This window comes from Paraburkholderia solitsugae, from assembly GCF_013177695.1.
Lineage (GTDB): Bacteria > Pseudomonadota > Gammaproteobacteria > Burkholderiales > Burkholderiaceae > Paraburkholderia > Paraburkholderia solitsugae.
This window is the reverse complement of sequence record NZ_WOEY01000080.1, coordinates 1-14,013: the sequence shown is the minus strand read 5'-3', so window position 1 is coordinate 14,013 and position 14,013 is coordinate 1. Positions and strand designations below refer to the sequence as shown.

The 14,013-nt window shown below is 59.4% G+C and carries 15 protein-coding genes; 9 read left to right on the top strand and 6 right to left on the bottom strand.

Features of this window, described 5'->3' with window-relative positions; translation table 11 throughout:
- The first annotated feature begins 30 nt into the window (after positions 1–30).
- Positions 31–1,491: an MFS transporter gene (locus GNZ12_RS20315; protein WP_235993826.1), complete on the top strand. Its 1,461-nt coding sequence runs from the start codon at positions 31–33 to the stop codon at positions 1,489–1,491.
- A gap of 80 nt (positions 1,492–1,571) precedes the next feature.
- The gene (locus tag GNZ12_RS20310) at positions 1,572–2,522 is read left to right on the top strand and encodes a LysR substrate-binding domain-containing protein (protein ID WP_172312967.1); all 951 of its coding nucleotides are present in this window, start codon (positions 1,572–1,574) and stop codon (positions 2,520–2,522) included.
- A 12-nt stretch (positions 2,523–2,534) separates the two neighbouring features.
- Here the strand turns inward: GNZ12_RS20310 and GNZ12_RS20305 are convergent, their stop codons facing one another.
- The gene (locus GNZ12_RS20305; RefSeq protein WP_172312965.1) at positions 2,535–3,338 is read right to left on the bottom strand and encodes a class II aldolase/adducin family protein; all 804 of its coding nucleotides are present in this window, start codon (positions 3,336–3,338) and stop codon (positions 2,535–2,537) included.
- 120 nt (positions 3,339–3,458) lie between these two features.
- Between GNZ12_RS20305 and GNZ12_RS20300 the strand changes: the two genes are divergently transcribed.
- From GNZ12_RS20300 to GNZ12_RS45320, 4 genes are all read left to right on the top strand, one after another.
- A complete protein-coding gene (locus tag GNZ12_RS20300) occupies positions 3,459–3,698 on the top strand; it encodes a hypothetical protein (RefSeq protein ID WP_216673296.1) in 240 nt (79 codons plus the stop codon).
- A 58-nt stretch (positions 3,699–3,756) separates the two neighbouring features.
- On the top strand, positions 3,757–4,524 hold the full coding sequence (locus tag GNZ12_RS20295) for an MBL fold metallo-hydrolase (RefSeq protein ID WP_172312963.1): 768 nt from the start codon (positions 3,757–3,759) through the stop codon (positions 4,522–4,524).
- Positions 4,525–4,759: 235 nt separating this feature from the next.
- The gene (locus GNZ12_RS45325) at positions 4,760–5,224 is read left to right on the top strand and encodes an MFS transporter (protein WP_328806038.1); all 465 of its coding nucleotides are present in this window, start codon (positions 4,760–4,762) and stop codon (positions 5,222–5,224) included.
- Complete coding sequence (locus tag GNZ12_RS45320) at positions 5,158–5,571, top strand: MFS transporter (protein ID WP_328806037.1); 414 nt, start codon at positions 5,158–5,160, stop codon at positions 5,569–5,571. The genes GNZ12_RS45325 and GNZ12_RS45320 overlap by 67 nt, the downstream gene beginning before the upstream one ends.
- Here GNZ12_RS45320 and GNZ12_RS20285 read toward each other — a convergent pair.
- The 3 genes from GNZ12_RS20285 to GNZ12_RS20275 form a co-directional block, all read right to left on the bottom strand.
- Positions 5,568–6,434 carry an amidohydrolase family protein gene (locus tag GNZ12_RS20285; protein ID WP_235993825.1) on the bottom strand — a complete coding sequence of 289 codons (867 nt, stop codon included), beginning with the start codon at positions 6,432–6,434 and terminating at the stop codon, positions 5,568–5,570. The genes GNZ12_RS45320 and GNZ12_RS20285 overlap by 4 nt on opposite strands.
- On the bottom strand, positions 6,418–7,326 hold the full coding sequence (locus tag GNZ12_RS20280) for a polysaccharide deacetylase family protein (RefSeq protein ID WP_172312959.1): 909 nt from the start codon (positions 7,324–7,326) through the stop codon (positions 6,418–6,420). The genes GNZ12_RS20285 and GNZ12_RS20280 overlap by 17 nt, the downstream gene beginning before the upstream one ends.
- A 147-nt stretch (positions 7,327–7,473) precedes the next feature.
- Positions 7,474–8,769: an MFS transporter gene (locus GNZ12_RS20275; RefSeq protein WP_172312957.1), complete on the bottom strand. Its 1,296-nt coding sequence runs from the start codon at positions 8,767–8,769 to the stop codon at positions 7,474–7,476.
- A 386-nt stretch (positions 8,770–9,155) separates the two neighbouring features.
- On the opposite strand from GNZ12_RS20275, the gene GNZ12_RS45315 reads away from it, so the two are divergent.
- The 3 genes from GNZ12_RS45315 (at position 9,156) to GNZ12_RS20260 (ending at position 11,198) form a co-directional block, all read left to right on the top strand.
- A complete protein-coding gene (locus tag GNZ12_RS45315) occupies positions 9,156–9,494 on the top strand; it encodes a LysR family transcriptional regulator (protein WP_328806036.1) in 339 nt (112 codons plus the stop codon).
- Complete coding sequence (locus GNZ12_RS20265; protein WP_235993824.1) at positions 9,448–10,407, top strand: AraC family transcriptional regulator; 960 nt, start codon at positions 9,448–9,450, stop codon at positions 10,405–10,407. Before GNZ12_RS45315 ends, GNZ12_RS20265 begins: the two co-directional genes overlap by 47 nt.
- 89 nt (positions 10,408–10,496) lie before the next feature.
- On the top strand, positions 10,497–11,198 hold the full coding sequence (locus GNZ12_RS20260; protein ID WP_172312955.1) for a fumarylacetoacetate hydrolase family protein: 702 nt from the start codon (positions 10,497–10,499) through the stop codon (positions 11,196–11,198).
- Between the two features lie 35 nt (positions 11,199–11,233).
- On the opposite strand, the gene GNZ12_RS20255 is transcribed toward GNZ12_RS20260, so the two are convergent.
- On the bottom strand, positions 11,234–11,389 hold the full coding sequence (locus GNZ12_RS20255; RefSeq protein WP_216673295.1) for a hypothetical protein: 156 nt from the start codon (positions 11,387–11,389) through the stop codon (positions 11,234–11,236).
- A gap of 767 nt (positions 11,390–12,156) precedes the next feature.
- Positions 12,157–13,431, bottom strand: coding sequence for a porin (locus GNZ12_RS20250; RefSeq protein ID WP_172312953.1), 1,275 nt, complete (start codon positions 13,429–13,431; stop codon positions 12,157–12,159).
- Positions 13,432–14,013 lie beyond the last annotated feature (582 nt).

Below are 14,013 nucleotides of genomic sequence, written 5' to 3'. Positions count from 1 at the left end.
AACGCGTCCGGGGCGAATGGGTGATCTGTCATGCACCCGCCCCGCTCTGTGACGTTTTCTCACAAAGTCAATATTTTTCGTGCATTGCCGTCCCCCTGGTCAGGGCGCTTAATCATCCTCAATAGCATTCCGCAACGCGTAAATCTGGAGGAAGCCATGGATCTCGGGCCGCGCAACCCTGCGATTTCCGATCGGTTGATGAAACGGATCGCATGGCGGCTCGCGCCGCTGATGATTGTGATGTACATAGCGAACCAGCTTGACCGCGCGAACATCGGCTATGCGGCGCTGACCATGAACGCCGAACTCCACATGACAACGGCGCAGTTCGGCTTCGCCGCAAGCCTGTTTTTTCTCGGCTATATCCTGTTCGAAGTGCCAAGCAACCTGTGCATGCATCGGTTTGGCGCGCGGCTGTGGATGACGCGCATTCTGCTGAGTTGGGGTCTGCTCTCCTCGCTGACGAGCTTCGTCCCCGACTCCCGCTGGCTCTATATCGCCCGCTTCTTTCTTGGCGCGTTCGAAGCCGGCCTGTTTCCGGGCATGGTGTATTACCTCACGCTGTGGATGCCGGCGCGCAATCGCGTATGGATGATGTCTCTGTTCGTCACGGCAATCCCGCTGACCGGCGTGCTCGGGGCACCGGTGTCCACCTGGCTGATGACCCATGCGAACGTGTTCGGGATCACCGGCTGGCGCGCAATGATTCTGCTGGAGGGGGTCCCCGCAATCACCCTGGCCGGGATTGCTTATTTCTGGCTGACGGACGACCCATCCCGCTGCCGTTGGCTTTCCGCTGCGGAAAAAAGCGAAATCGCCGCGGCGCTGGCTACCGAACGGGCCGCGGCAGCGGCCGCCACCGCGCCGTCCAGCGCTTGGCGGGCGCTCGGAAATCCGAAAGTCTGGGCGCTCGGTGTCGTCTACTTCGGCACCAACGCCGACATCATCGGCTTGCTCTATTTCCTGCCCCAAGTCATCAAAACGTTTGAAAGCACTTTTGGGGTGAAGTACAGCCTCATGGATATCGGGCTGATCACGGCGATTCCATTCGGCGTGGCCGTTGTCGCGACGCTGATCTGGGGCCGTGTGGTTAGCCGCCATCAAGTTGGCGCCTGGCATGTGGCAGGCCCCCTTCTGGTGTGCGCGGCCGCGCTCTCGGTGGCCCTGCTGCTGAAGTCCCCCTACCAGTCGATCATCGCCCTCTCGATCGGTTCCGCGGCCTGCTTCTGTAGCATCACGACCTTCTGGCAGTTGCCTAGCCGTATCCTCACCGATCGTGCTGCAGCGGCCGGCATCGCGCTGATCACGAGCATCGGCGTATCGTCAGGATTTTTGCTGCCCTATTTTATCGGTTGGGTGAAGGATACGACCGGCACGTTTGTCCTCGCATTTATTGGCATCGCCGCGACGATGGTGCTCGCCTCGATCACGGTCACGCTGCTCGAGACCCGCTGGCGCAAAGTTGGCCAGCCGCAGCTTGCCAGCGAATAAGCGTGGCCAGCGCCTCCCCGTCCTTAGGACTATCATCGACGGATCCATTGCCCCTTTCTTTTCGCCAGCAAGGATTCTCGATGCGCCGCGGTGTCCCTAGTCTCAGTGCGCTGCAAGCTTTTGAAGCCGCGGCGCGACACGAAAGCTTTTCGAAAGCGGCGGTCGAGCTGTCGCAAACGCATGGTGCTGTCTGCAAAAAGGTCAACGAACTCGAGGCTCATCTGGGCATCTCCCTGTTCGAGCGGGTACGTCAGCGTCTGGTCTTGTCCGCGGCGGGCGCAGAGTACGCGCGGCGAATTCGCGTCCATCTCGACCAGATTCGCCGCGATACGCTCGAACTGATGCGCCAGCAAAGCGAAGTGAAGATCCAGTTGGCCGTCGGCGTCACGTTCGCGTCTCAATGGCTGATCCCGCGTCTGCATGACTTCTACGCGCTCAACCCGGACCTGCAACTTCACATCATGGGCCGCGACCAGCCGACGTTCTTCGACAATTCAAGCTTCGATGCCGCGATCTATTTCGGACAGAGCTTGTGGCCCGCAATGCCCGGACAACCGCTCGTGAGCGACGATAAGATTCTGGCTGTCTGTGCACCCGGGTTGATCGGTAGGCGCGATAGCTTGAGCAGCGAAAAGATCAGCACGCTGCCCTGGATTCACACCCGCGATCTTCCGCGCGCGTGGCTTGCATGGTCCGAAAGCGCGTCCACGCAGGTCACCGAACATAGTGCGGCGAACCAGCACTACGACATGTTCATCATGGCAATCAACGCCGCGATTTCCGGACTGGGCGTGGCCTTGCTTCCGCGTATCCTGATCGAACGGGAGTTGCGCAGCGGTGCACTCGTGCAGGTGCATCCTCATTCGATCCCGAATCCGGAGACTGTCTACTATTCGTTTCCCGAGCAGAAACGTGACTGGGAGCCGCTTAAACGCTTCGATCAATGGCTATACGCGGCCGTGCGCGACTATCGTGAAGGCTGCCAACGCGACCGCACGGCAGCCTTCGAAACGACGTTTGCGCCAAACTGAAGACGTCCATGTTCACGCGAGTTCGCGCAGATCAGGACTGTCGCGCAGCAGTTGCTGGTAGAGCCCCTGGAAGTTGAGCCATGCGACATAGTCGGACCCCAGTTGCGCGCGCGTTGCCCGCGCGTCCTCGTCCGATAGCGGCTCAATTGGACCTGCCGCCTCGGCCAGCAACTGCACCTGGCAGCAACGCTCCATTGCAATGAAGCGGTATGCCGCGGCGTCGACCGATGAACCGACGGTCAGCAGGCCATGATTAAGCAGAACGGCGGCGCGCTTTGTGCCCATCGTCTCCGCGATCCGGCGCCCCTCTTCGGTGGCGAGCACGACTACGTCGCCGCGAAATAGCACGTGATCGTCATAGAAGAGACAGGCTTCCTGATTGAGCGGAGCAAGGAGCCGTGCGCGCGCTGAAAATGCGCGGCCGGAAGGCGTGTGCGTATGGGCTGCTGCAACGACACTGGGATTCGCGCCGTGGATACCGCAGTGAATCGCCGCCGCAGCGGCGTTGACGGGTCCGGTCCCATCATAAACATTGGCATCCTCATCGATGCAAACGAGATCGTCGGGATGGATTGACGAAAAATGCTGCGCGTACGGGTTGACCCAAAACCGGTCGTGAAACTCCGGGTCGCGGACCGTGATATGCCCGGCTATGCCTTCGGCCAGCCCGAATCGCGCAAAGATCCGAAATGCCGCAGCGAGTTTGAGCTTGCGATGCTGCCGTTCATCGTCGAGGCTAGCGAATACCGGCGGCTCCGGCAAGCGTCCGCCGATTGGTTTGGGAATCTGCAACTCGCGGACTTCCGCGTGGCCCATGACATACTCCTTCGTGCTGATCGGAGCCTTGATTTTCGTCTGCACAGAGGAGACAGTCCATCGACGATTTGTCACAAGATCGCTTCTTGCGCTCACAACGCGCGGCCCCATACTTTCCCCATGGAAACGAATTGCGACGGAGCGCTTTGCGCCGACGACAACGCGCAAAAGAAGACCGATGATCTTGCGCGCGACATCATTGAGCAGATTCCCGATAAGTGGACGATCCCGGTGATCGATGTACTTGGGACTGACGGCGAAATGCGTTTTTCGCGCCTACGCGAACACATCGGTGGCATTCGGTGCGCGTCGACCAATCTGGCACGCACCGAGGGTATCGGTTTTGCCCCAGGGCCCTAGATCGGCGCAGCAGGCTGTGTCAGAGTAGCATTCTGTACGCTACCGAGGCCGGACGACTATGCTGCCGATTGCGGACCGATGGTTCGAGTTAAAACGTATCAGTGACGACATTACCCTGCTGTGGGAGCCTCATGTCGTGCCACTGATGCGCTGCAATATCTGGCACGTACGCGGTCGCGACCGCGATCTGATGATAGATACCGGGATGGGCATCGCCAGTCTGCGGGAGGCAGCCCAGCATCTTCTGCAAAACAACGTGACAGCCGTTGCAACGCATACGCACTCGGATCATGTCGGCGGACATCATGAGTTTGCGCATACGCTGGTCCACGAGTTGGAGGCCGATAACCTGCGTTCGCCGCGCGAGCGCGGCACGCTGCTGGCATCGGTACTGGGCGAGAACGCGATACGCCGGTATCGTGAAGCAGGCTATCCGTTCGACGGCGATTTGATCACGGCCCTTCCCAGCGCGGAGTACGTGATGTCCGACTACGAGATACGTGCGGCAACAGTCACGGAAATCGTCAAAGAAGGGAATATTGTCGACCTCGGCAACCGGCATTTCGAGGTACTGCATCTGCCTGGCCACTCACCGGGCAGCATCGGTCTATGGGAGGCGGCATCCGGCACCCTATTCTCGGGCGATGCGATCTACGATGGCCCGCTTCTGGATGAAATCGGCGGCGCCGATATCCCAACCTATGTGCGCACGATGAAGCGCTTGCGCGAATTGCCCGTGCAGGTCGTGCACGCTGGACACGACGTTAGTTTCGGGCGAGACCGCCTAGTCGCGTTGGCCGATGCCTATTTGGCCAAACGCACATGAATCTCGCGTGGCAAGACGAACGACTGCAGCGTCGTGAGCAACAAATGACAAAAATGAGTCAGGCTGCGCGCTTGCGTCGTGTCGGCGGGAGCGTCCATTCACCGCCCTCCTCAACGTGTTCCGTCAGCTTGTCGACGCAGTGAAAAAGCACTCGCTTTTCCTCCGCTGACAGAACGGACATGAGCTGCTCGTCGAAGATCTTGCCGATCCGATCGCACTTGCGGACAATTTGCCGATGATCGCAAGCGAGTTCACGTTTACGCCGGTCATGCAAGGTCTCATTATGAGTTCGTTCTTCTGGTCGTACACGCTGATGCAGATTCCAGGCGGCATGGCAGTCGACCGCTTCAAGCCACGACTGGTCCTCGCGCTGTGCACTTTGCTCTGGGGTGCCTTCCAGGGTCTTGGCGCGTTGACGACCAATGCGATGTCCTTGCTCGCTACGAGGCTCGGACTCGGTGTCGCAGAAGCGCCCGTGGCCTCGGCGGGAGGTGCGCTCAATGCGATGCGGCTCACGCAGCATGAGCGGGTCCGTGGCGCATCGCTGATGGATGGCGGCTCGCCGCTCGGCGCGGCGCTCGGCGCGGCGCTCGGATCGGTGCTGATCACCTGGCTGATCGTAGTCGCGCACTCATGGCGAGCTATCTGGAGAAAGCGCAAGGCTTCAACATTCAGCAGATGGGGGGCGCCAGCTTCGTGATCTTCTTCTGCGGTTTCATCGGCGAACTCTTCGGTGCCTACGTCGCCGACAAGTGGCTCGCCAGCGGCGCTGCGCCGAACCGCGTCATGCGCACGATCTTTGGCATCGCCGGCGTGGTTGCCACGATTGCAGTGTTTTCAGTGGCACATGCAACGAGCCCCACGATGGTCGTGATCCTGCTGTCCATCACTCTCTTCTTTCTGCGGTGGGGCGGTCTGTACTGGTCGATCCCCGCGATGCTCGCCTCGCGCAACAAGGTAGGCGTGCTCGGCGGTCTGCTCAACTTCGGTGGAAATATCGGCGGCATGGTAATCCCGATCGCGATCGGCGCGCCGCACGCACGCTAGAAGCCGTAGAGCCTTGCAGGATTTTCGACGAGGATTCGATGCCGCGTCGATTCATCGGGTATCCACAGCGTCAGATCGTCCAGCAAGCCGGCGACGTCTGGCTTGTCGTCGGCCGCTTGCGTCGGATGAGGCCAGTCCGATCCCCACAGCATCCTGTCCGCGGCGAGTTGGACAAACCTGAGCGCCACCATGCCGGCGTCGGCGTAGACCGGTGCTCCACTTCGTGACACGAGATAGGGTCCGCTCAATTTGACCCAGGTACGGCCGTTGGTGAGCAGTGCCTCGACCATCTGGAACGCGGCATGCTCCGCGCCGCCTGGTTGCGGAATCTGCCCCATATGATCGATCACGAGCGGCGACGACAGATTCGCAAGCAACTGCCGATGCGCGAGTAGCTGCGCAGCGGTGGCATTGACTTGAATGTGCCAGCCGAGCGGTTCGATCCGCTTCGAGAGCGGCTCCATCATCGATACCGTGACGCCGACCAGGTATTCGAGGTTAAAGCGCAGCCCGCGTACGCCCGTATCGTGAAGACCGGCCAGCTCACCATCCGTCACGGTGACGGGCACGGTCGCAATACCGCGCGCGGACTTTCCGAACTGCGACAGGGCATCGAGCAGGCAACGGTTGTCGGTTCCATACGTAGACGGTTGAACGACGACATGTCGTTCGACGCCCAGCCTCCGCTGCAGCGCGCGATAGTCGGCGACCGTTGCGTCAGGCGGCTGCAAATGCGCTGACGGATCGACTGGATACCGCGCATCGTAGATGTGGTGATGACTATCGGTCGCCGTCGGCGGAACCGGAAAGCGCAGCTGCCCGGCGCCACCGAATCCCACACTGAATTCATGTCTGTTGTGCATGTTCAAGCGCCCATTCCGCGACATCGCGGTGCGTTGCGAACCAAACTCCCGGAAACGACTGCGCGTGCCGGATGATCTCTTCAAGGATCCATATCCTCGACCGGTAACCAGTGACATGCGGATGCATCGTCAACTGGAAGACGCCACCCTCCGCATAGGCCGCGTCGAACTCGCGGCGAAAGATATCGTAGACGTCGGCCGGCGACGTGTAAGGTCGGACCGCCTCGAAGCGGTTCATGATCAGATACGCGCCGTCATCGCGAATCCACTCGACCGGCAGTTCGACGAGACCGCTCGGCACGCCGGCCTCGAGCAGCTCATAACAGTCGACGTCGGCCATCAACGACGAGTCGTAGCGCAACCCCATCTCGCGTGCGATCGAAAGCGTATGCGGGCTGAAATCCCATGACGGTGTACGCATGCCCACCGGACGCTGCCCGGTGATGGTCTCGAGCGTATCCGCCGAGCGCAGCAACAGATCGCGTTCCGCCTCATGCGGGAGCATCGAGTTCAATTCATGAATCCAACCGTGCAGGCCGATTTCGTGGCCGTCGCCGATGATGCGCTGCGCCTCGTCCGGATGCAAAAGCGCAGTGACCGCCGGTACGAAGAACGTAGCCGGCACGGCATGTTTGCGCAGCACGTCGAGAATGCGCGGCATGCCCGCCCGGCTACCGTACTGCCCCCAACTGAGCCGGCCGATCGATTTTCCGCCCTCGCGCAACTCGCTGGTTTCGTGGTCGCAATCGAATGACAGCGCCACCGCGCAGCGCGCTTCAGTGGGCCAGGCATTGGGGCGAAGCGTGCGTCCCGCCCGTACCTGGTCGACCAACTTCCGCCAATGGGGTTCGGGCCATTGCCAAGGCTGGCTATGCGAGTCATCTGGGTTCATCAAAACGTCCTTACTGACGGTTGCTAATTTAAGACCGGAAAGCGCTCAGGTCATTCGATTCGATCGGCAAGTCACCCACAGCGGATGGTTGTCGAGCAGGTGCGGCGCCCGCCACGACGTTCAGATCCGCTTCGGGTATCGCAGACCTCATACAGGCAACTTCTTCTCGTAGTCGATGCCGAGCGAGCAGAGCAGCAAGCCGACGCCGGTCGCCGCAAAGAACATCATGGCGAGAAAATACGACCCGGTCGCCTGGACAATCCCGCCGACCAGAATCGGCGCGCCAATGCCGCCGACCGCCGCCCCGAGGTTCAGAAAACCACCTAGCGCGCCGACCTTGTTGCGCGTGGCAAGCAAAGGTGGAATGCACCAGTACAGGTTGCCCCAGCGCAAAAAGAAAACCGTGCACGAGAGCAGCACGACGACCAGCGTCGCGCTGGACAAATAAGCCACCGAAAACACCGAGACAGTGGCAATCACCGCGGCAGTGCCGAAAATCGTACGCAACACCGTGTTCGGCCTGCCGCCCGCCGCCAGCCACTTATCGGCAAACCACGCGCCGACGAGTTCCCCAGCGAAGCCGGAAAAGTAAATGATGAAGCTCGACCCACCCATTTGACGGATATCGAGGCCGTGCTCCTTGATCAGATAGCTCGGCATCCAGGTGAGCAATCCGTTGAACAACGTGTTGCAGCACATGAAGCCGAAGAACATGAACAGGAAGGAGCGGTACTTCAGAAAGTCGATTGCGCGTCCGGATGCGTTAGCCGGCTCGCGCTCGAGTTCTTCCTCGTGCGAACGCTCGATGAACGACGCTTCGTCTTCGTTGACCGCCGGATGCTCGCGCGGATGATTGCGGATATAGACCCAGGCCAGGCCGCCGACCAGCGTCGTGGCGACACCTGCAACCAGAAACGCGAGGCGCCACGAGCCCAATAGCCCGATCAACGCCGAGATCAGCAGCGATCCCACCGCGGCGCCTAGTGGCGCGCCGCCGTCCATCAGCGACGCACCCCTGGTGCGTTCGTTGCGCGTTAGCCATAGCGCATTGAGCTTACCGCCAGCGGGCGCAATCGACGCCTCGGCGAACCCGAGACCAAGGCGCATTAGCAGCAGTGAAGCAGCATTCGTGCAGAATCCCGCGCCGGCCTGGAAGCCTCCCCAGACGAGCGTCGCAACCGTAATCACGATGCGCGGTTTGAAGCGGTCGACCAGCATGCCCGCTGGAATCTGCATGACGGTGTACGACCAGAAGAACGAACTCAGAATCAAGCCTTGCACCATCGGCGAGAGCGAGAACTCCTTCGAGATCAGGGGCATCGCGACCGACAGCGAAGCGCGGTCCACGTAGTTGATCGTTATCAGCACGAGCAGGAACCAGAAGATTCTCCATCGAACCGATGATTTACGGCTGTGCGCAAGTGCTGCCATTCTCGTGTTCATGTTCACCTCCCCGCTTCAGTAGTGGTTGCCTCTCAAACAGCGAACGCGTTCGAAGGTGCGAGAACGTACAGAAATTTCCTTATCACAAGGATTCCAGATTCATCATCAGACGATTCATATGCCGATCTTGTGACAAACTGCGTACCACTTCGTATCTCGAGACCGGGGAGTTTTTTGATTGCGCGGGGCAATCGGAGCTACGCACTGTCTCGCTTCAAGATGACCAACGACGCACTACATTCCGGGGTCAATAGAGAGGAAACGAAAAGGTTGGACCGAGTATACGAATACAATTTTTCCGGGGGATAATCAAAGTTAACGAGACCATCTGATAGAAATCTTCGATCATGCGCATTTCTCTTTAGCAAATTGAGACCTTTTATTGGGTGGCACGGTTAGGCGGATTTCATGCGGCGGCGCGTCATCAGCACCTCACACAGCCGACCATTTCGGCACGCATCCAGGAGTTCGAAGAACATCTCGGCGTGCAACTCTTCAGGCGCAGCCGGACATGCGGCCGCCGTGTTGTCGCCCGCGATCATGCGCGCGCATACCATCGTGGAGCTAGCAAAAGAGGTGCTCACACGCAGCCGCGTGCTGATTCCGGGGTAGTCAGCGCGAGGGCGCCGCTAAGGGTTCAACGCACCGGCGACCATGAATCAATCGGAGTACACAGCCATGAACGCATCACCGGTGGTGGTATCACGCACCTATGCGATGCCTGAGCGAAGCGATCGCCTGGATTTCTACATACGCGACCAAGCGTCGCGCCCCGCGATTGAAGAGCCGCACAAGCACGAATACTTTCAAATCCAGATCAACCTCGGCGGGGACACCGAGCAGCACATCGGCGGAGTGCGCAGGCCATTTCCTGCGGGTGCGGTCGCCTTTATCCTTCCGCATCGCTTGCATCTGATACCGCACCCCGCGCATTCGCGCTTCATTGTCATCAATTTTACGCAAGCATTTCTACGCGCCAATACGGACGGAATCGCGGATCCACTGGACCTCGAGGATGTGTCGATCACGCAGGCGCCCGAACTCGCCCCATTCAGGCTTCAGGAGTACATCGACTTCATTCTCGAGGACGCCGATCTCACCGAAATCGAGCCGGTTTTGTCACGCATGCTGGAAGTCAATGAGACGCGGCGCTTCGGTTCGACCGCTCTTCTGCGCGGATACCTTCTTCAACTTATCGGAATCGTATGCCAGCGATACGCGGATCAGCTACTTCGGCTTTCCTCGCGTAACGTCCAAAGGCTCGGCCGACGAGACGCTCTCGTCCGCGTGAACCGTCATGTCAATGCACATCTCGCGAGCGACGCGCTGTCTCTGACCTCTGCAGCCGCCGCTGCATTTCTATCGCCGAACTATCTTACGCATCTGATCAAGAAAGAGACGGGCCGGACATTTGTCGAGTGGGTGACCGAGCGACGCATCGCACGCGCAAAGGATCTGTTGGCAAACGGCAACCGGCGCATCAAGGACATTGCGTTTCTCGTCGGCTATCGCGACGAAGCCTATTTTTCGAGGCGGTTTCGTCAGTCAGTCGGTCAATCTCCGAGCGACTTTCGCGACACGCACCGGCGTGCGGTTCAACGAGACGGTGGCGCAACCGCACACAACGGAGCACCGTAAGATCGTCCTGGTGCTCAGCGGATTTGTCCTGCGCGGCGCATTCTCAAGACGATATCGTAGGTAGGCCAATACTACTCGCGAGGCTTACCATGACCGAATACTCAGTGACACCACCCACGATCACCTCCGTTGCCGTCAGCGGCTCAACGAGCCGCTTTCCCGTGCGCCGCGTGTTCTGTGTCGGGCGCAACTACGCAGATCATGCGCGCGAAATGGGTGCCAATCCAGACCGAGATCCTCCGTTCTTTTTTTCCAAGCCTGCCGATGCCGTTGTGCCAGCGACCGGCGTGCTTCTGTACCCTCCCCTTACCTCCGACTTGCACCATGAGATTGAACTCGTCATTGCGGTCGGCAAGGAAGGAAAGACCATCGCCCCCGAAAACGCACTCGATTTTGTCTGGGGTTATGGAGTCGGCGTGGATCTGACACGACGGGATCTCCAGGCGACAGCGAAGAAACTTAGCCGCCCATGGGACTGGGCGAAAGGCTTTGACGCGTCTGCGCCGGTGAGCGAGATCAAGCCAGCGTCCGAGTTAGGGCATCCGTCCAGCGGACGGATATGGTTGTCCGTGAATGGCGAAGTCCGTCAGCAAGGCAATCTCAACGAGATGATTTGGCCTGTCGCAGACATCATCAGTTACGTCTCTCAGGCCGTCACTGTGAAGCCGGGAGACCTTATCTTCAGCGGAACACCCGCCGGTGTCGGCGCACTACGCCCAGGCGACAAGGTCGCAGGCGGAGTGGACGGCGTTGCGAACTTCAGTTTCGAGGTGGGCCCGCTGGCCGGATGAACGCGACGCAATCGTCCGACGGTGGACCGCCACGCTCAATCGATCCTGAGCGGATCACCGTCGAATTCGACAAGGCAGCCGGGGCCGCCATGAAACAGCGCTTCACGCGGATCTTCCGCCTTTCCCATTGCCTCGATCTCAGCCACGTGCAGTTCGGCATCATCTTCCGGCATGAAGCCGAGATAGCGCACGTTGGCGTTGGCGCCGTCTATGACGCCAGCTCGACTGCACGGGGTTTGACATGGCGAAGCGCGAATTCAGTCAGCATCGTGGTCGTTCTCGTCGTCGGGACGGCTTTTTAACCAACGCCCGCTTTATTTCAAAAATCACGGACACCGGTGTCGCTGGACGATTCGTTAGAGCGATACCGTCCCTGATACCGTCAGGCTCGTTCGAACGCGGTCCTTGATACCGTCACAACCGAAGTGTGAGCAAAAAAGTGAAAGCGTGGATCGATCAGCGCAAGCAAGCTCCTCCCCGCTGCATATCGAAGCCGGATATCCACCTACGAAGAACCCGCCCTGTTCGGGCGGGGTCGAGTGAGGGGTGAAGTTGGCCACTGTCCTATCTGAGCGCTTGGCGCTCGATCAGTTGTCGGTATAATTCCTCCAAATCAGGTAGCTCGTTGCGCCGAGACAGCCATTCATCGGGCAGGCCAGCGATCGCACGGAACCTCGAATAGATATTTCGTCGTCGATCGGGATCAAGCTTCTCCACTCGGTGAGGTTTGACTATCTCACACGACAGTTTAAAAGCGATGCAGTTGGCAAGAGAGGCCAAAGCCGTAAGTTACATGGCGACGACCGACCGAAACTGGCCGCAATGAGGCCGACGATGAGCGGCTCAGGACGACCCTCAACGGTCTGACATGCCAGAGTGACCAGCGTCTGCTAAGCAACTGCAAACCGGACGTAGCGGCGCCCTTTGTCATGCCCGAGCACCGCCCCGCTTATGACACTCAAAAAAACGTGCGGATGCCCGCTGCCGCAATGTAGTTCGTTGGCTCGTAGCCGGTGAATTCGGCGCCGTTGAACTTCGAGAACATGTATCCGACATAGAGGTCGGTACGTCTGCTCAGGTTGTAGTCGAGCAGCACCGAGTATTCGAGCTGGTTGCCACCTGCAACGTGGGCACTCTGCATCAGCTGCGTATCATAGAAGCCGGCGGCAATATCAAGTGTCGGCGTAATTTTGTAGTCGCCACCGAAGAAATACACGTTCGTCTTGGAGGCGTTGACCGTGTTAACAAGCGAGCCTTGGAATCCATAGTAGTTGGTCGTTGCGCCGGGAGCGGCAGGGTCGGTTGGCGGCTTGATCTCGTAACGCTCATAGCCGCCTTTGACTGTAAGCGCGCCGAGCGAATACTTCGCCACGAGGTAGAAGTCCTCGTCGTTGTTGAGCGTCAACGTCCCGACATTGCTGCCGATTAGCGGACTGCCCACCGGATTCACCCCCACCAGCGCCCCCGAATGAGCGATATCGCGCGCGTAGTAGTAGCCGGCATCAACCCCCAACTGATGCGCTTCGTAGCCGAGATCCGCGCCGAATGTAGAGCCGTCGCCAAACTTGCCCGCAACGCCGCCGAAGCTATATGAAAGTCCGATCTTGAAATCACCGATCTTGTTCGTGTACTTGAGGTTGTTGTCAGTACGCGAGCCTTCGGTAATACCGCCGGCCGAATACGAGCCCGAGTACCCGAACGGAGTAAACATGGTCGCGAAGGACAGCGGATCGTAATTCAAGAGCGTATCGTAGCCGAGCGTAGTCGTTCGCCCGAGCGCCAGACTGCCGTACGTATCATGCCTCAATCCGACGAACGCGCCCCGGTTGAAAAGCTGGCCATCGAGCGCCGATGCCCCACTGGTCGTGTTATTCGCGCCGGCAATGGCTGCAGCCGCGTTGTTGATCTGGCCAGACGGCAAGTCGAAGCCTGATTCCAGACCGAAAAACGCGTGCAGCCCGCCACCCAGGTTTTCGTTACCTCGAATCCCCCAGCGAGGGTCCGAAATGCCCCCGTTGAACATGCCTGTGACGGAATGGGGATAGGCCGTCGACACTCGTTCGGGGTTGACCGTAGCCGGCGCCTGAGGGGCTCCGTTCGCACTATGTTCTACGGTCCCGACTGCTACGTCGAGTATTCCGTACAGCGTGACGCCGTCGCCATTGATGTCTTCGGCGTGGGCTGCTCCGGCAAGCAATGCCAGAATCGCGCCGGAAATAAAGCTCCTGATCATACCTATCCTGTCTCCGTGGGTTTAACTTATTCGTCGCGCACCGTTGCGGCGTGCAGCACCTAAACCGGTTTTCATGAAACCGGCATAAGGATTCTGGCTGCGAGGATTCGCGCGCGGTCATGAAAGACAGAGTTTCAATATTTGTGTTTCTCCAGTAACACGCCTGTTACGCGACAGAAACGTCGATGTGGTAACTGCCGCGCCGTATGCATGCGTGCAAGCTAGTGAAGGAAGGTGGTGTTGGCAACGACCCAACTGGAGTGTTGGAGTGACAGTAGCCATCCAAAGCACCGCCTCGCCAAATACAAAGACAAAGCGAGCGCGAGTGGACGACGGCTTAGTGGAGAAAGAACGTCTCGCGCCGATGAGTTGCCGATTAGCGTCGCTCGTCGGACTGCGGCCCCCTCGCTAGCGGACGTTCGCGAATCGATTGGGAAGGACCGTTCGCGGCCGACGGACGAAACCGCTCGCGCGGTAGGGGGCTCCGGCTGAGCTCTGGTGGTACCCGGGAGGAAACCAGCTCTGTTTTCATGTCAGGTACGAGGCAAGCCGCCTCGTTCCTCAACAGGAGCAGAGCCATGA